Below are 16634 nucleotides of genomic sequence, written 5' to 3'. Positions count from 1 at the left end.
ACACCATGCAGGGCCATCCCGAAGTCATCACTTATTTCAAAGAACTGCTGCGCGGCGAACTGGCTGCCCGCGACCAGTATTTCATCCACTCGCGCATGTACGAGCATTGGGGCTTTAGCCATATGTTCACTCGTATGGACCACGAGATGCAGGAGGAAACGCAGCACGCCGACGCCCTGCTGCGCCGCATCCTGTTTTTGGGCGGCACACCCGACATGCGGCCGGCGGAATTCACTTGGGGCCACACTGTGCCCGAGATGCTGCAAAAAGACCTGGCCGTGGAGTACGAAGTGCGTGCCGGCCTGCAAAAAGGCATGGCGCTGTGCGAGAGCGTGAAAGACTACGTCGGCCGGGACATTCTGTTAGCCCAGTTACACGACACCGAGGAAGACCACGCCTACTGGCTGGAAAAGCAATTGGGGCTGATCGAAAAAATCGGTCTGGAGAATTACCTGCAGAGCCAGACCGGGGCAGCGTCCTAAGCCATTAGGCCCTGGCAAAATAAGAGCCAAATCAGCCTGTAGCCGTTACTTCATAAGCGTTACAAGCTATTAACAAGATAGCAAAAAAGGCGGTACCAGCACCCGCTGATACCGCCTTTTTTCGATTGCCCGAGAGGGGCCAGATCAATCGTCCAGCAGCGACAAATCGCGCACCGCGCCCTTGTCGGCGGACATCACCAGCTTGGCATAGGCCTTGAGCGCCGCCGAAACCTTACGTGGCCGTGGCAACGCCGGCTTCCATCCCTTGGCATCTTGCTCAGCGCGGCGCTGGGCCAGTTCTTCATCGGACACCAGCAAATTGATGCTACGGTTATGGATGTCGATGCGGATACGGTCGCCGTTGCGCACTAAGCCAATCGCACCACCAGCGGCAGCTTCAGGCGAAGCATGACCAATCGACAGACCCGAGGTGCCGCCTGAAAAACGTCCATCCGTCAGCAGCGCACAGGCCTTGCCCAAGCCCTTGGACTTGATGTAACTGGTGGGATAAAGCATCTCTTGCATGCCGGGGCCGCCTTTAGGGCCTTCGTAGCGTACGATCACAATGTCACCGGCTTGGACCTTATCGGCCAGAATATTCGCCACTGCTTCATCTTGCGATTCGGTGACGTGGGCGGGGCCTTCAAACACCATCAGCGCATCGTCTACACCGGCCGTCTTGACCACACAGCCCTTGAGCGCAATGTTGCCCACCAGCACCGCCAAGCCGCCTTCTTGCGAGAAAGCATGCTCGCCAGAGCGAATGCAACCATGGGCACGATCCAAGTCGAGGCTGGGCCACCGGTTGCTCTGGCTGAATGCCGTCTGCGTGGGAATACCGCCCGGACCCGCCCGATAGAAAGTCTTGACTGCGTCTGACGGATTACGGGCAATGTCCCACTCGTCCAGTGCGTCCTTCAGCGTCTTGGCATACACGGTGGGCGTGTCGGTGTGCAGTTTGCCGGCACGGTCGAGTTCACCCAAAATGGCCATGATGCCGCCAGCGCGATGCACGTCTTCAATGTGGTATTTGTCGGTATTTGGTGCCACCTTGCACAGTTGCGGCACCACGCGAGAGAGGCGGTCAATGTCGGCCATGGTGAAGTCAATCTCGGCCTCTTGCGCAATCGCCAGAATGTGCAGGATGGTGTTGGTGGAACCACCCATGGCGATGTCCAGCGTCATGGCGTTCTCAAACGCTTTGAAGCCGACCGAGCGCGGCAATACGCTGCTGTCTTCTTGCTCGTAGAAGCGCTTGCACAGATCCACCACCAAACGACCGGCACGCTTGAACAGCTGTTCGCGGTCCGAGTGCGTTGCCAGCGTGGTGCCGTTGCCGGGCAGCGATAGACCCAAGGCCTCGGTCAGGCAGTTCATAGAGTTGGCGGTGAACATGCCCGAGCACGATCCGCAGGTCGGACACGCCGAGCGCTCCACCTCGGCCACATCGGCATCCGATGCGGTGTCGTCGGCGGCCATGACCATCGCATCGATCAGGTCGAGCTTTTTGAAGGTCAGTTCGTGCGTACCGGGTGTGGCCAGCTTGACCTTACCCGCCTCCATCGGCCCGCCCGAGACAAACACCACGGGGATATTGACGCGCATCGCCGCCATGAGCATGCCGGGCGTGATCTTGTCGCAGTTGGAGATACACACCATGGCGTCAGCGCAGTGGGCATTTACCATATATTCGACCGAATCGGCAATGATGTCGCGGCTGGGTAGCGAATACAACATGCCGTCATGGCCCATGGCAATGCCGTCGTCCACGGCAATGGTGTTGAATTCTTTGGCCACGCCGCCAGCTGCTTCAATCTCTCGCGCTACTAATTGCCCCATGTCTTTCAGGTGCACATGGCCAGGGACAAACTGGGTGAAGGAGTTGACGACCGCGATGATGGGTTTTTGAAAGTCGTCGTCTTTCATGCCGGTGGCACGCCACAGGGAGCGCGCGCCGGCCATGTTGCGGCCGGCGGTAGAGGTTTTGGAGCGATAAACAGGCATCGTGATCTCTGGTAAGTGGTTACTGGAAGGATGGCAAAAATCGTTTTTTGATTATCCCCCAGTGCTGCGTACACCAGCCGCTGCGCTGGGCACTGCCCCCACCTGCCACAGAGGCACTTGGCACTTTTCCGGTCTTGTCAGCGCTTTTTGTGTGCTCCTAAGCCCAACGCACTTTTTTGCTTGTCGATGCGATCTTGTTTGCGCTGATCCATCTTGTCCATCACCTGCCGCTTGGTATAGCCAGTGGCATCCGCCCAGGCCCACCACAACACGGTCAAACCAAAAGGCGACAAAACCCACCACCAAGGCCAAGTGGCTACCGGGCCCATCTGCAGATATTTCAAAAGAACGAGAACAATCCCCAGAAGCAGGAGATACATGAAAGTGCCCCTTTATTCAGGCCTGATACAGTGTTTGGTGTCAACCAGATTCATTAGAATCTCATTAATAACAATGTAACCCAACCCCAGGAAGAACTACGATGAAACGCACCCTGATTACCTTGGCAATGACCCTGTCCGTCGCCGCTCCAGCCATGGCAGATCAAGCCTTGGCAACGTCCAAAAACTGCATGGCCTGCCACTCAATTGACAAGAAACTCGTGGGTCCTGCCTACAAGGATGTTGCGAAGAAGTATGCGGGTCAAAAAGGCGCTGAAGCGACCCTGGTGACCCACGTGATGAAGGGTAGCACGGGCGTTTGGGGCCCCATTCCTATGCCCGCCAATACGCAAGTCAGCGAAGCCGAGGCCAAGAAATTGGTCAACTGGGTTTTGTCGCTCAAATAATTTACCTGTCCTGGGGTGCGATCTGCGCACCCATGACGCCCCCGGCCGCCTCACACACCGTGTGACGTGGCCGGATTGCTTTGGGTCATCCATTTTTACCAAGCTGACCACGCAACTGCTGCTCCAGTTGGCCCACATAGGCCGCTGTGCTGTTGTCCGACTCTTGGGCCCGTGCTGCCAAGTGCGCTTCCAACACATCGATACGCCGCATCAACTGACTTTGGATCTGCTGGTATTGGGTCTCCAGAAACGCTCTCAACTCGGTAAAGCGCGATGCTTCTGCCTTGTCGGCCAATTCGCGCTGCGCCTGCATTTCTTTGGTGTGGCGGCGCGTATCGAGCAACACCGAGCCTTGCAGGGACAGCACATAAGCGATAAAGAAAACCCCCAACAAAATGGTCAACCCGAGCATGATCAGACCAAGAGGCGCCTCGACCGACATCGCCCCCAGCGAGATCAACGACGGCGTCGCCAATGCGCTCCAATTCAATGCGGCCAGCGCAGCAATCGCTGCAACGATCAGCAGCAAAACAAGGGTTTTAAAATTCATATTAAATGCCTCTAGCCCTTATGGGTCATACGGTTTAAGCTATTCATTTGATATTTTGGTGCGTGGTGCTCAATCCATACTCCCGCGCAACAAATCCTGAAATGGCGTTGTACCGCACACGGGGACTATTCACCGTAGGACAGAGACAGTATTTGACTTCGCCAGCTTGACAACATAAAGAAAAACCCAACGACACCTCTCGGCGTTGCTGGGTTTTTCATACTGCCAGCGCTTCAGGAAGCGCTGGTAGCAGCGTCAGGTCAGTTGCTTTCTGACAACTGGTCCAGGATGGCCGGATTTTCCAGCGTGCTGATGTCCTGGGTAATTTTTTCACCCTTGGCAATGCTGCGCAGCAGGCGGCGCATGATCTTGCCGCTGCGCGTCTTGGGCAGGTTGTCGCCAAAGCGGATTTCTTTCGGCTTAGCAATAGGGCCAATTTCTTTGGCGACCCAGTCACGCAACTCTTTGGCAATCTGCTTGGCTTCTTCGCCGGTAGGGCGGCTGCGCTTGAGCACCACAAAGGCGCAAATCGCTTCACCCGTCACATCGTCCGGACGACCCACCACTGCGGCTTCGGCCACCAAGTCGGTCTTGGCCACCAGTGCCGACTCGATCTCCATGGTGCCCATGCGGTGGCCCGAAACGTTCAGCACGTCGTCGATACGGCCGGTAATGCGGAAGTAGCCACGGTCAGCGCTGCGCACGGCGCCGTCACCGGCCAAGTACACGGTGCCACCGAGTTCTTCAGGGAAGTAGCTCTTCTTGAAGCGCTCTGGGTCACCCCAGATGGTGCGGATCATGCTGGGCCAAGGGCGCTTGATGACCAGGATGCCGCCGTCGCCGTTGGGCATTTCAGCACCGGTTTCATCGACCACTTGGGCAATGATGCCGGGCAGTGGCAAGGTACAGCTACCAGGCACCAGCGGTGTGGCACCGGGCAGCGGTGTAATGACGTGGCCACCGTTTTCGGTCTGCCAGAAAGTGTCCACCACCGGGCAACGCTCGCCGCCGATGTTCTTGTAATACCACATCCAGGCTTCAGGGTTGATCGGCTCACCGACGCTACCCAAGATGCGCAGGCTCGTCAGGTCAGAGCGGTCAGGGTGCACCGCCGCATCGGCTTCTGCTGCCTTGATCAGTGAGCGAATCGCCGTCGGTGCGGTGTAGAACACGCTGCACTTGTGGCGCTCGATCATCTGCCAGAAGCGCCCCGCATTGGGGTAGGTAGGAATGCCTTCAAAAATGATTTGCGTGGCACCCGCCGCCAGCGGGCCGTAAGCGACATAGGTGTGGCCGGTGATCCAGCCGATGTCGGCCGTGCACCAGAACACGTCCGTGTCGCGGATGTCAAACGACCATTCCATGGTCTGCTTGGCCCACATCAGGTAACCCGCCGTGCTGTGCTGCACGCCCTTGGGCTTGCCGGTGGAGCCAGAGGTGTAAAGGATGAACAGCGGGTGCTCGGCGCCAACGATTTCCGGGGCGCATTCGCTGCTTTGGCCGGCCATCATCTCGGTGAAGGTCTTGTCACGACCGGCCACCATGGCGCAGGGACTCTTGCTGCGCTCAAAGACAAACACGTTGCGCACATTGACGCAGTCGCCACCCGAAAGGGCGTCATCAATGATGGCCTTGAGAGGCAGCTCTTTACCGCCGCGCATTTGGTAGTTGGCAGTGATGACGGCGACAGCGCCAACGTCCAGGATGCGCTCGTGCACCGCCTTGGCGCTGAAGCCACCAAATACCACGCTGTGCGTGGCGCCAATGCGGGCGCAGGCCTGCATGGCAATCACGCCTTCAATGGTCATCGGCATGTAGATCAGGACGCGGTCGCCCTTGACGATGCCGTGGGCCTTGAGGCCGTTGGCGAACTGACTGACACGCTCCAGCAGTTCTTTGTAGGTCACTTTGGTGACGCTGCCATCGTCGGCTTCAAAGATGATGGCGGTCTTGTTTTCGGTGGGGGTACCAATGTGGCGGTCTAGACAGTTGGCCGAGGCGTTCAGTTCGCCATCGTCAAACCAACGGTAAAACGGCGCATTCGACTCGTCCAGGGTGCGGGTGAATGGCTTGTCCCAGATCAGATTTTCACGTGCCAGACGGGCCCAGTAGCCTTCAAAATCTTGTGCTGCTTCAGCACACAGTGCTTCATAGGCAGGCATGCCTGAAATACGGGCGCCTTGCATGGTTTCTTCCGATGGTGGAAAAACCCGATTTTCGACCAAGGTGGATTGAATCGCGGACGATGGCGCACTCATAGTGTTGTCTCCTAGTAGGCAGTAAAGAACCGGCCATACTTTGGTCTGATCCACTTACATGCCACTGACTGGCGCGAACCTTACAGAAGACTACCCCGACAGGGTCTCGGTGGAATAAGGCACCCGGCTGGCACAATCCGCCTCCATGACCGACACCAGTCCCCTGCCCCCCCTGAACCGGCAATTTGTTGCACATTTTGGTGAAATGGGTAGCCGTTGGGGCATCAACCGCACCGTCGGCCAGATTTATGCACTGATTTTTCTCTCGCCGCGCGCACTCAATGCCGACGACATTGCCGAAGCCTTGGCGTTTTCCCGCTCCAACGTCAGCATGGGCCTGAAAGAGTTGCAGGCTTGGCGGCTGGTCAAGCTGCTTCACCACCCGGGCGACCGGCGTGAATACTTTGAAGCACCAGCGGATGTCTGGGAGATTTTCCGTCTCCTGGCCGAAGAGCGGCGCCGGCGCGAGATCGAGCCGACGCTGTCGATGCTGCGCGGCGCCTTGCTGGAGCAACCCGGCAGCGAGGAAGAACAATACGCCCAGCAGCGCATCCGCGAAATGCACGACCTGATCGACCGTCTCATGACCTGGTTCGACGATGTGCAAGGCTTGTCACCACAAACGGCCAAGCAGTTGATGGCCATGGGCGCCACGGTGACCAAGGCGCTGGGCCTGAAAGACCGCCTGACCGGCGGCGGCCCCAAGCGCCCCTCGCCAGACGCCTGACCCCCCGATGCGAGTCACGCTCTGCACCCGCAGCGCTACGTCAAATTTCTGCGCGCATCTCTTGCCGCTGCGCCTCATCGTCGCGCAGCTCATACCACATGGCATTCAACACCGCGAACGCTGCAGCCAGCGGCAAGCCTAAAAGCCAGGAAAAATACCACATAGAGGCGATCCTTGTTGTGAGGAGAAAAAGTGCGCTCGGGCACAGCGCTTCAGTACGCGTGGCCACGCTTTTCACTGATGGCATCGGCATCGACCTTGCCGCGCAACACGGAATACACCCAGCTGGTATAGGCCAGGATCAGCGGCAAAAAGATCGCCGTGCTGACCAGCATGATGAACAGCGTCAGGTGGCTGGATGAGGCATCCCAGACGGTCAGGCTAAAGCGCGGATCGATCGACGACGGCAGCAGGAACGGAAACATCGACACGCCCACGCTCAGCACAATGCCGACGATGCTGGCCGCGCTGGCCAATATCGCCAGCCACTCACGCCGCAGGTGCAAGCCCAGCCAAGCCAGCATCGCACCGGCCAGACCCAGCGCCGGCACCAGCCACCACATCGGCTGCGCCGCGTAATGGCCAAACCAGGCGCCGGCGTACAGTTCGGCGCTTTTCAGCAGCGGATTGGACGGACCGGCCGGCACGATGGTGCTGGTGATGCGGTAACCATCAACGAAGAACCACAGCGCCACACCCGCTGCGCCATACAGCAGCACCGTGGCGATGGCGGCCACACGGCCATAGCGGCGTGCGCGCTCAGCGATGGCGCCGTCGGTCTTGAGGCGCAGCCAGGCACTGCCGTGCATCAGCAGCATGGCGACAGACACCAGGCCACACAACACGGCAAAGGGATTAAGCAGACCGAAGAAGCTGCCGTCATAAAAAATGCGCATGTCGTTCTCCAGGCGAAACGGCACTCCTTGCAGCACATTGCCTATCGCCACGCCAAAGATCAGCGTTGGCACCAAACCACTGCCAAACAGCACCCAGTCCCAGCGCGCGCGCCAGGCGGGGGCTTCACGCTTGCTGCGAAATTTGAAGGCCACGGGGCGCAAGATCAGGCCAACCAAAATGGCAAACATGGCCAGATAAAAACCTGAAAACGCCACCGCATACAGCTGCGGCCAGGCGGCAAAAATGGCCCCGCCGCCCAGAATCAGCCAGACCTGGTTGCCCTCCCACACCGGGCCGACGCTGTTGATGACAACACGCCGCTCCAGGTCGTTGCGCGCAGCAAAGGGCAGCAACATGCCCACCCCCAGGTCAAACCCATCCATCACGGCGTAAGCCACCAGCAGCACCCCGATGAGTAGCCACCAAACCAGTCGCAGGGTTTCGTACGACAACATTTCATGCAGAACCATGGTTTATCTCCTGTCTTCAGTGGCAGCTTCAGTGGGTTGAGACCAACGTCGCTGCCGGTGCAGGGGCTGCATGGCTCGCGGGTATTTTTGTCTCCTCCGGGCCCTTGCGGATGGCTTTGAGCATCAGTTTGACCTCGATCACCAACAGTACGGTGTAGATCAGCACAAAGCCGGCAATGGTGATGAGCAGCGTCGTCACGCCCAGGCTCGACACCGCCGCTGCCGTGGGCAGCACGCCTTCAATCACCCACGGCTGTCGTCCCAGTTCGGCGACGATCCAACCCGCTTCCACCGCTAGCCAAGGCAGCGGAATCGCCCACAACGCCACCTTCAACAGCCAGCGGCGGTCGCTCAACTGGTGCTTTGCCGACAGCACCAAGAAGGTACCCGTGAGCAAGATCAAAAATGCGCCAATGCCCACCATCAGGCGAAACGACCAGAACAACGGTGCCACCGGCGGCACGGTATCCCAGGCCGCTTTGGCAATCTGCTCCGGTGTCGCCTGGCGCGGATCATCGACATAGCGCTTGAGCAACAGCGCGTAACCCATCTCGTTGCCATGCTGCTCAAAAGCGGCACGGGCGGCCGCGGGGATCGCTGCGTCACTGCCGGCGGCGCGGATGGTTTGCAGCGCGTCATAGGCCACGATGCCGTCCCGAATGCGCTGCTCGGCGTGGTGCACCAGCTCTTCGATGCCCGGAATTTCGGTATCCAGCGAGCGCGTGCCAATCAGGCCCATGACAAAAGGAATGTGGAGCGCGTAATGCGTCTCGCGCGCCTTCTGGTCAGGAAAGCCAAAGGCGGTAAACGCGGCCGGCGCCGGCTCGGTCCTCCACATCGCCTCCACCGAAGCCAGCTTCATTTTCTGGTGCTCGGTAGACAAATAACCGCTCTCATCCCCGAGCACCACCACCGACAGCGCCGCCGCCAAGCCAAACGAGGCCGCCACCGTCATGGAGCGCTTGGCCAATTCCACATGGCGATTCTTCAGCAAGTACCACGCCGAGATACCCAGCACAAACACCGCTGCCGTGACATAGCCGGCGGAGACGGTATGGACAAACTTGGCCTGCGCCACCGGGTTCATCAGCACGGCAAAAAAGTCGGTCACCTCCATGCGCATGGTTTGCGGATTGAAGGCCGCGCCAACCGGGTTTTGCATCCAGCCGTTGGCGATCAAGATCCACAGCGCCGAGAAGTTTGAACCAATGGCCACGGCCCAGGTGGTCGCCAGATGGCCGCGCTTGGACAGCTTGTCCCAGCCAAAGAAAAACAGCCCGACAAAGGTCGCCTCCAGAAAGAACGCCATCAGCCCTTCTAACGCCAGCGGAGCGCCAAAGATGTCGCCGACGTAGTGGCTGTAGTAGCTCCAGTTCATGCCAAACTGGAACTCCATCACGATGCCGGTAGCAACGCCCATGGCGAAGTTGATGCCAAACAGCACACCCCAGAACTGGGTCATATCGCGCCAAATAACGCGGTCGGTCATGACGTAGACCGTCTCCATGATGGCCAGCAGCACCGCCAGCCCCAGGGTCAGCGGCACGAAGAGAAAGTGGTACAGCGCCGTAATGGCGAACTGCAGGCGCGAGAGCGCAACGATGTCGATGTCCATAAAGACTTCCTTTTCTTGATTCCGTTGGCAGACTTGGGCGCCGTCAGTCGGCGCGCAGGGTCTGCAGCACTGCCTCAAACTCGGCGCTGCCCCGGCGCACCTCGGCGACGATCTGTCCCGCTTGCAGGCATACCAGCCGATCCGCCAGTGCCGCCTCGCGGCGCAGGTGGGTGGCGATCAGCAAACTGCGTCCGCGTGCCTGCTGCGACAAGCGCAGCAGCACATCCTGGGCGGTGGCGGCGTCCAATGCTTCGGTCGGCTCGTCCAGCAGCCACAGCGGTACATCGCGCAGCAGCAAGCGCGCCAGCGCCAGACGGCGCGACTGCCCGCCGGACAGCCCCAGACCGCCCTCGCCCAGCGGCGTCTCCAGCCTAGCCGTCAGCGCCTGCACATCAGCGTGCAAACCCGCGTCCTGCAACACCTGCCACAGGCGCATGTCATCGGCCTGCGGCTGGGCCAAGCGCAAGTTTTCCGCCAGCGTGTCTTGAAACAATTCGGTGCGCTGCGTCAGCCATGAACAGGACTGTGCCTGTACCGTGCCGCTTTGAGGCCTCAGTTCACCGGCTACCAGCGCCAGCAAAGTGGACTTGCCGGCACCACTCGGGCCGACCAGCGCCACGCGCTCGCCCGGCGCCAGTTGCAGCGACAGCACAGCAAAAATCGGCACAGCACTGCCAGAATGGGCCCAGGTGATGTCATGCAACGCCACGGCCATTCCATCGGTATCCGCATCGCGCGCGCCAGCAGGCGGGGCGACAGGTTCAGCCGCACCCGCCATGCGCGGTGCCAGCCGGCGCGCCGCCAGCCAAGTGCGACCGCTTTCCAGCGCCCCCCGGCGCAGTGCGGCAAAAGGCTCTGTGGCGGTCAAAGCCACCAGCAAGGCCAGCGCGGCAGCGGGTGCGCCGATGGCGCCCTCGCCCACCAGCGCGCCGACACCCAGCAGCACGGCGACCAGCGTCAGCGTGCCGACCAGGCTGTGGCCTGCACTGGCGGCCACTTCCAGCCGGTTCAACGCATCATCCGCCCGCGCTAGGCGCTGGTCAGCGCGTGCCAGCAGATCGCACTGCGCCGTCAGGCGGCCGCCCATCGCCAGCTCGGTCTGACCGGCCAGCAAATCCACCGTGTGCGCGCGCAGCGCCTCGGTGGCCAGCGCGCGGCGTACGGCGGGCGTGACGGCTCGGGGTGCCAGCCAGATCACAATAGCTGTGCCGGTGGCCAGCAGCCACAGCGCCAGCCATACGCCCCACCACCACTGCAGCGACCCCAGCACCAGCGCCGCCAACAACACCGCGCCCAGCGTGGCCGCCAGCGGCACCAGCAAACGCAAATACACCGACTCCAGCGCATCCATGTCCACGGTCAATCGAAACAGCAAGCGCGCCGGCCGCAGCAGCAACTGGCGCGCCGCCTCGGGTTGTGCCCAGCCGCGGAACAACTGCTCGCGCAAACCGGCCACCACCGCCAGCGTGGCATCGTGCGTCACCAGCCGCTCGCCGTAGCGCGACAAAGTGCGCCCCAGCGCCAGTAAGCGAATGCCCGCCGACGGCATGAACACATCGAACACGATGGCCGTCGCCGGGCTCAAACCTGCCAACGCCGTGGCCGTAATAAACCAGCCTGACAGACCAAGCAAGCCCATGCCCATCAAGACGGTCAGCACCGCCAACAAGGCACCTCCAGCCATCAAACCCGGCTGGGCGCGTAAAAACGCTCGCAGCACCGGCTGGATGTCGTTCCACGGTGAGCGCTTCATGACTGCGCCCCGATCAGCACCACACGCCCCAAACGCGCGGCCAGCACCGGATCGTGGGTGGAAACGATGAGCGTTTTGCCCTGCGCCAACTGCAACAGCGCCTGCACCACGCGCTCGGCGGTGTCGCTGTCCAAGTGCGCCGTCGGCTCGTCCACCAGCAGCAAGCCGGCCTGCGGTGCCAGCGCGACGCGGGCCAAAGCCAGCCGCACCGCCTCGCCGCCGGACAAGCCGGTCCCGCCCTCGCCCAGCGCCGTGCCGGGGTGGGCTTGTGCCACTGTGTCCAGCGCCGCCCATTGCATCGCCGCTTGTACCTCGGCAGGCGTCTGACCGCGGCCCAGCGCCACATTGCTCTGCACCGAGCCGGCAAAGACGTGTGGCTTTTGGCCCATCCAGGCCATCCGCTGGCGCAGGGTGCTGGCGCTGGCTGGCGTCAGTGCTACGCCATCCAAGAGGACTTGGCCCGCCGTCGGCGCGATCAGGCCGGCCAGCAGAGACAGCAACGTGCTCTTGCCGGCGCCGCTGGGGCCGACCAGCGCGACATGCTCGCCAGCAGCCACATCGAAGTCGTCATCTTGAAACACCGCGTCTTCACCGGAATAGGCAAAGCGCAAACCGCGCACCGCGACAGAAACTGGCGCGGCAGGTGCGTCCGCCGTGAGCGGCGTCGATGCCACCAGCGCTCCCGGCAGCGGCGTACCCTCGCGGCCCAGCTGCGCCAAGGCATCGAGAGCGGCTTGACCCGCCGCGCGATCGTGCCAGGCCGCCGACAGATCGCGCAGCGGCTCAAAAAACGCTGGGGCCAATAGCAGCACAAACAGGCCTTGACCCAGGCTCAGGCGCTGTCCCCAGGCACCAAAATTGAGCGTGCCGAGCAAGTGAAAGCCAATGTAGACCGCCACCAGCGCCACACCCAGTGCGGCAAACAACTCCAGCACGGCGGACGATAAAAAAGCAATGCGCAGCACCGCCATGGTGCGCTGGCGCAGCGACTGAGCCACCGCCCGCAGGCGCAGCGCCGTGGCATCGACAGCGCCCAACGCGCGCAGTGTGCTCAGGCCGCGCAGCCGATCGAGCACAAAGGCGTTCATGTCGCCCTGCTCTTGCAAATGTTTTTGGCTGGCGGCTTGGGCACGCCAGCCGACCAGCGCCATGAACAGCGGAATCAGCGGCGCCGCCAACACCAGCACCAGCGCGGCCACCCACGACACCGCGAACACCACAGCGGCAATACAGGGCAACACCAGCAGCACGCGCCAGCGCGCCGGCTGGTAGCGCACTAGCCACGGCACCACCGCTTCGGCCTGTTCAGCGATGACGCTGGCCGCCAAGCCCGAAGCGGGCCGCGCCCGGTCCAGCGGCGAGCGTGCGGCCAACGCCTGCACCACCTGGGCGCGCAATTGCGTCACTTGCCGGCGTGCGCTGACAAACGCCAGCCGCGCTCCGCCGGCCTCGACCGCTGCGCGCAGCCCACCCAGCAACAACACCGCCAGCGCCGGCACTACCACCGCCGATAAACCTGCGCCATCGGCCAAACGCTGTACCGCCACTGCCAACGCCGCTGCCTGTGGCAACCACAGCAGCGCAGCCGCCGTCCACAACAAGCTGGCGCTGTCTGGGCGGCGCGCTGGCTTTATTTGCAGTTTGTTTGACAAAAGAGGTTGCGGCATGTTGATGAATTCTTCAGTTTTCAGTAATTACTGAAAACTGCGACATCATACGGCAACGGTTATTTTTCTGCTGACGGCACTCATTTTTATAGTCAAAACCGACTGCAACCCACTATTTACTTGCGGCTGAAGCTATTAATTTTGAATTTTCTAACGGCGGTGCCAGCCACCCAAGACAGTGCAATACCGGCGAAAAAAATGCCAGTCTGCATCCGCTGACTGGCATTTTTTGCAGCATGGCGCTGCAGCGTTACAGCGCCAATCGCTGGCGTGCGGCCTGGTACTCGCGCTGGAGTTGTTCGACATATGCCGCTACCGTACCCACTGCACTGATGGCGCCAATGCCCTGGCCGCAGCCCCAGATGTCTTTCCAGGCCTTGGCGGAATCACCGCCAAAATTCATCTGACTCGGGTCGGACTCAGGCAGGTGTTGCGGATCGAGGCCGGCGGCGCGGATCGATGGCGCCAGATAGTTGCCGTGTACGCCGGTAAACAGGTTGCTATAGACGATATCGTCTGAATCGCCATCGACGATGGCCTGCTTGTACGCGTCGCTGGCGCGCGCCTCTTGCGTGGCGATGAAAGCCGAACCGATATAGGCAAAGTCGGCGCCCATGGCCTGCGCTGCCAGCACCGCATCACCCGTGGCAATCGAGCCGCTCAGGGCGAGCGGGCCGTCAAACCATTGGCGAATTTCCTGGATCAGCGCAAACGGGCTCTTCACACCCGCGTGGCCGCCCGCGCCCGTGGCCACAGCGATCAAGCCATCGGCGCCCTTGTCTATCGCCTTGTGGGCAAATTTATTGTTGATGATGTCGTGCAGCACGATGCCGCCCCAGGCGTGCACGGCCTGGTTCACGTCCTCGCGTGCGCCCAGACTGGTGATGATGATCGGCACCTTGTATTTGGCGCAGACCTGCATGTCGTGGTCCAGGCGATCGTTGCTCTTGTGCACGATCTGGTTAATGGCAAAAGGGGCTGAGGGCTTGTCCGGGTGCGCTTGGTCATAGGCCGCCAGCGTTTCGGTGATCTCCGCCAGCCAGTCGTCCAGCTGCGCCGCCGGACGCGCGTTGAGCGCAGGCATGGCGCCGACGATGCCGGCCTGGCACTGGGCAATCACCAGTTGCGGGTTGCTGATGATGAACAACGGTGAGCCAATCACCGGCAGCGAAAGGTTTTGCAAGACAGGGGGCAGTTTGGACATGGCGACCTTCAGGGCTCAAAATATGAATCAAATAGCCTTCTAACGCTTATATAGAAAGCGCCTTCAGCTCTATTTTTAATAGCAAACAGAATCTATGCCACGGCGTTCAAACGCCTGCTGCAGGTCTGTTCATAGACCTGCAGCAGGCGCCATCACAGGCTTGGAGCGCCCTCAGAACGCGTCCACCGGCAGCGCCATCACGCTCTCAGCACCGCCAACGATGCTGTCGCGCAAGGCACCGGTTTTAACCAAAATGTGATCGGCATAGAACTGGGCGGTGGCGATTTTGGCGTGCAAAAAGGCTTGGTCCTGTCCCTGAGGCAACAGCGTTTGCGCCACCAGCAGCGCCCGCGCCATTTGCCAGCCGGCGACCAAATTGCCGGCCAGCATCAGGTAAGGCACGCTGCCGGCGTAGACGGCATTCGGGTTGGCCTTGGCGCTGTGGGCAACAAAGTCCACCACCTCCAAGAAAGCCTGGCGTGCATCGTCCAGGCGCTGTGCCATGCCCTGGGCAGCGGGTGAGCCATTCGCCAGCAACAGCGCTTGGGTTTTCTCAATCTCTGCCGCCAGCACCTTGGCGGTAGCGCCGCCATCACGGGCAGTTTTTCGGCCCACCAAGTCATTGGCTTGGATGGCGGTGGTGCCTTCGTAGATGGTCAAAATTTTTGCATCACGGTAATGCTGCGCCGCACCGGTTTCTTCAATGAAGCCCATGCCGCCGTGGACTTGCACGCCCAGGCTGGTGACTTCCTGGCTCATCTCGGTGCTGTAGCCCTTGACCAGCGGCACTAGGAATTCGTAGAACGCCATGCTGCGCTGGCGCTCGGCGGCGTCCGGATGGTGGTGCGCAGCGTCATAGGCGGCAGCGGCGACGGTGGCCATCGCGCGGCAGCCCTCGGTGTAGGCGCGCATCGTCATTAGCATCCGGCGCACGTCGGGGTGGTGAATGATGGCGACGCTGGCTTTGACGCTGCCATCCACTGGGCGGCTTTGGGTGCGGTCTTTGGCGTAGCCGACGGCTTTTTGGTAGGCGCGCTCGGCAATCGCAATACCTTGCACACCGACGGCGTAGCGCGCGGCGTTCATCATGATGAACATGTATTCAAGGCCACGGTTTTCTTCACCGACCAAGTAACCCGTAGCGCCACCGTGGTCGCCAAACTGCAGCACCGCCGTCGGGCTGGCCTTGATGCCCAGCTTGTGCTCGATGCTGACGCAGTGCGCGTCGTTGCGTGCACCCAGCGTGCCGTCGGCGTTAACCAAAAATTTGGGCACGACAAACAGGCTGATGCCTTTGACGCCTTCGGGCGCACCGGCGACGCGGGCCAGCACTAGGTGGACGATGTTCTCGGCCATATCGTGCTCACCGTAGGTGATGAAAATCTTGGTGCCAAACACCTTGTAGCTGCCATCGCCCTGCGGATCGGCCTTGGTACGCACCGCCGCCAAGTCAGAACCGGCCTGGGGCTCGGTCAGGTTCATGGTGCCAGTCCACTGACCAGACACCAGCTTTTCGAGATAGACGGCTTTCAGGGCGTCGCTGCCGGCGGTCAGCAACGCTTCAATGGCGCCGTCGGTCAGCAATGGGCACAGGGCAAAGCTCAGGTTGGCGCTGTTGCACATTTCAATGCAGGCCGCACCAATGGTCTTGGGCAAACCCTGACCGCCAAAATCCGCCGGGTGCTGCAAACCTTGCCAGCCGCCTTCGGCGTATTGCTTAAACGCCTCTTTGAAACCGGGGGTCGTGGTGACCACCCCAGCCTGAAATGTGGACGGATTTTGGTCACCTTCCCAGTTGAGCGGCGCCACCACGCCCTCGTTGAACTTGGCGCACTCTTCCAATACCGCCTGGGCGGTATCGAGGCCAGCGTCTTCAAAACCGGGCAGTTGCGCCACTTGTTCAATGCCGGCCAAGTGCTCGATGGCAAACAGCATGTCTTTCACGGGGGCGGTATAGCTCATTAATTTCTCCAGAAAATAAGGGGTCCAGATACGAAAAAGGCACCGCAAGCGATGCCTTTTGCAGAGCGCGGTGGCTTAGAGCGCCTTGACCAGCTCCGGCACGGCGACAAACAGATCCGCTTCCAAGCCGTAATCGGCCACGCTGAAGATCGGCGCTTCCGGATCTTTGTTGATCGCTACGATCACCTTCGAATCCTTCATGCCCGCCAGGTGCTGGATCGCACCCGAAATGCCGACGGCCACATACAGCTGCGGCGC

The 16634-nt window shown here is 61.0% G+C and carries 15 protein-coding genes; 3 read left to right on the top strand and 12 right to left on the bottom strand.

What is annotated here, in order from left to right; translation table 11 throughout:
- Positions 1 to 5 precede the first annotated feature (5 nt).
- Positions 6 to 482: a bacterioferritin gene (gene bfr, locus Q390_RS0110555; protein WP_027996030.1), complete on the top strand. Its 477-nt coding sequence runs from the start codon at positions 6 to 8 to the stop codon at positions 480 to 482.
- Between the two features lie 144 nt (positions 483 to 626).
- Here bfr and ilvD read toward each other — a convergent pair whose 3' ends face one another.
- Both ilvD and Q390_RS0110545 read right to left on the bottom strand, forming a co-directional pair.
- Positions 627 to 2486, bottom strand: a complete 1860-nt coding sequence (gene ilvD / locus Q390_RS0110550) for a dihydroxy-acid dehydratase (RefSeq protein ID WP_027996029.1) — start codon at positions 2484 to 2486, stop codon at positions 627 to 629.
- A gap of 137 nt (positions 2487 to 2623) precedes the next feature.
- Positions 2624 to 2866 carry a TIGR04438 family Trp-rich protein gene (locus Q390_RS0110545; RefSeq protein ID WP_027996028.1) on the bottom strand — a complete coding sequence of 81 codons (243 nt, stop codon included), beginning with the start codon at positions 2864 to 2866 and terminating at the stop codon, positions 2624 to 2626.
- A 101-nt stretch (positions 2867 to 2967) separates the two neighbouring features.
- Here Q390_RS0110545 and Q390_RS0110540 point away from each other — a divergent pair, with 101 nt between their 5' ends.
- Positions 2968 to 3273, top strand: coding sequence for a c-type cytochrome (locus Q390_RS0110540; RefSeq protein ID WP_027996027.1), 306 nt, complete (start codon positions 2968 to 2970; stop codon positions 3271 to 3273).
- An 85-nt stretch (positions 3274 to 3358) separates the two neighbouring features.
- Here the strand turns inward: Q390_RS0110540 and Q390_RS0110535 are convergent, their stop codons facing one another.
- Positions 3359 to 3823, bottom strand: coding sequence for a hypothetical protein (locus Q390_RS0110535; RefSeq protein ID WP_027996026.1), 465 nt, complete (start codon positions 3821 to 3823; stop codon positions 3359 to 3361).
- A gap of 260 nt (positions 3824 to 4083) precedes the next feature.
- On the bottom strand, positions 4084 to 6081 hold the full coding sequence (acs, locus tag Q390_RS0110530) for an acetate--CoA ligase (protein ID WP_027996025.1): 1998 nt from the start codon (positions 6079 to 6081) through the stop codon (positions 4084 to 4086).
- Positions 6082 to 6226: 145 nt separating this feature from the next.
- Here acs and Q390_RS0110525 point away from each other — a divergent pair, with 145 nt between their 5' ends.
- Complete coding sequence (locus Q390_RS0110525; protein ID WP_027996024.1) at positions 6227 to 6808, top strand: GbsR/MarR family transcriptional regulator; 582 nt, start codon at positions 6227 to 6229, stop codon at positions 6806 to 6808.
- A gap of 40 nt (positions 6809 to 6848) precedes the next feature.
- On the opposite strand, the gene cydX is transcribed toward Q390_RS0110525, so the two are convergent.
- The 8 genes from cydX to Q390_RS18195 form a co-directional block, all read right to left on the bottom strand.
- Positions 6849 to 6971 (bottom strand): cytochrome bd-I oxidase subunit CydX, encoded by a 123-nt coding sequence (gene cydX / locus Q390_RS19135; RefSeq protein WP_051603177.1) that lies wholly within the window; start codon positions 6969 to 6971, stop codon positions 6849 to 6851.
- A 49-nt stretch (positions 6972 to 7020) separates the two neighbouring features.
- Positions 7021 to 8175 (bottom strand): cytochrome d ubiquinol oxidase subunit II, encoded by a 1155-nt coding sequence (gene cydB / locus Q390_RS0110515; RefSeq protein WP_027996023.1) that lies wholly within the window; start codon positions 8173 to 8175, stop codon positions 7021 to 7023.
- Between the two features lie 28 nt (positions 8176 to 8203).
- Entirely contained in the window at positions 8204 to 9790 is a 1587-nt protein-coding gene (locus Q390_RS0110510) for a cytochrome ubiquinol oxidase subunit I (RefSeq protein ID WP_027996022.1), read from the bottom strand.
- A gap of 43 nt (positions 9791 to 9833) precedes the next feature.
- Positions 9834 to 11543: an amino acid ABC transporter ATP-binding/permease protein gene (locus tag Q390_RS0110505; protein WP_027996021.1), complete on the bottom strand. Its 1710-nt coding sequence runs from the start codon at positions 11541 to 11543 to the stop codon at positions 9834 to 9836.
- Positions 11540 to 13210 carry a thiol reductant ABC exporter subunit CydD gene (gene cydD, locus Q390_RS0110500; protein WP_051603176.1) on the bottom strand — a complete coding sequence of 557 codons (1671 nt, stop codon included), beginning with the start codon at positions 13208 to 13210 and terminating at the stop codon, positions 11540 to 11542. The genes Q390_RS0110505 and cydD overlap by 4 nt, the downstream gene beginning before the upstream one ends.
- Positions 13211 to 13460: 250 nt before the next feature.
- Entirely contained in the window at positions 13461 to 14414 is a 954-nt protein-coding gene (locus tag Q390_RS0110495) for an NAD(P)H-dependent flavin oxidoreductase (protein WP_027996019.1), read from the bottom strand.
- A gap of 171 nt (positions 14415 to 14585) precedes the next feature.
- The gene (locus tag Q390_RS0110490; protein ID WP_027996018.1) at positions 14586 to 16376 is read right to left on the bottom strand and encodes an acyl-CoA dehydrogenase; all 1791 of its coding nucleotides are present in this window, start codon (positions 16374 to 16376) and stop codon (positions 14586 to 14588) included.
- 75 nt (positions 16377 to 16451) lie between these two features.
- Positions 16452 to 16634 (bottom strand): FAD-binding protein (locus tag Q390_RS18195; RefSeq protein WP_037472743.1); only part of this gene is annotated, 183 nt, incomplete at its 5' end.

It is taken from the genome of Simplicispira psychrophila DSM 11588, from assembly GCF_000688255.1.
Lineage (GTDB): Bacteria > Pseudomonadota > Gammaproteobacteria > Burkholderiales > Burkholderiaceae_C > Simplicispira > Simplicispira psychrophila.
The sequence above is the reverse complement of the archived record's forward strand: the minus strand, read 5'-3'. Positions and strand labels throughout refer to the sequence as shown.

Excerpts from the sequence above, each read along its gene's own strand:
- Q390_RS0110545 (WP_027996028.1), bottom strand. The coding sequence starts at position 2,866 with ATGTATCTCCTGCTTCTGGGGATTGTTCTCGTTCTTTTGAAATATCTG.
- acs (WP_027996025.1), bottom strand. The coding sequence starts at position 6,081 with ATGAGTGCGCCATCGTCCGCGATTCAATCCACCTTGGTCGAAAATCGG.
- Q390_RS0110490 (WP_027996018.1), bottom strand. The coding sequence starts at position 16,376 with ATGAGCTATACCGCCCCCGTGAAAGACATGCTGTTTGCCATCGAGCAC.
- Q390_RS0110540 (WP_027996027.1), top strand. The coding sequence starts at position 2,968 with ATGAAACGCACCCTGATTACCTTGGCAATGACCCTGTCCGTCGCCGCT.
- cydX (WP_051603177.1), bottom strand. The coding sequence starts at position 6,971 with ATGTGGTATTTTTCCTGGCTTTTAGGCTTGCCGCTGGCTGCAGCGTTC.
- ilvD (WP_027996029.1), bottom strand. The coding sequence starts at position 2,486 with ATGCCTGTTTATCGCTCCAAAACCTCTACCGCCGGCCGCAACATGGCC.
- cydB (WP_027996023.1), bottom strand. The coding sequence starts at position 8,175 with ATGGTTCTGCATGAAATGTTGTCGTACGAAACCCTGCGACTGGTTTGG.
- Q390_RS0110525 (WP_027996024.1), top strand. The coding sequence starts at position 6,227 with ATGACCGACACCAGTCCCCTGCCCCCCCTGAACCGGCAATTTGTTGCA.
- Q390_RS0110495 (WP_027996019.1), bottom strand. The coding sequence starts at position 14,414 with ATGTCCAAACTGCCCCCTGTCTTGCAAAACCTTTCGCTGCCGGTGATT.
- Q390_RS0110510 (WP_027996022.1), bottom strand. The coding sequence starts at position 9,790 with ATGGACATCGACATCGTTGCGCTCTCGCGCCTGCAGTTCGCCATTACG.
- Q390_RS0110505 (WP_027996021.1), bottom strand. The coding sequence starts at position 11,543 with ATGAAGCGCTCACCGTGGAACGACATCCAGCCGGTGCTGCGAGCGTTT.
- cydD (WP_051603176.1), bottom strand. The coding sequence starts at position 13,210 with ATGCCGCAACCTCTTTTGTCAAACAAACTGCAAATAAAGCCAGCGCGC.
- bfr (WP_027996030.1), top strand. The coding sequence starts at position 6 with ATGCAGGGCCATCCCGAAGTCATCACTTATTTCAAAGAACTGCTGCGC.
- Q390_RS0110535 (WP_027996026.1), bottom strand. The coding sequence starts at position 3,823 with ATGAATTTTAAAACCCTTGTTTTGCTGCTGATCGTTGCAGCGATTGCT.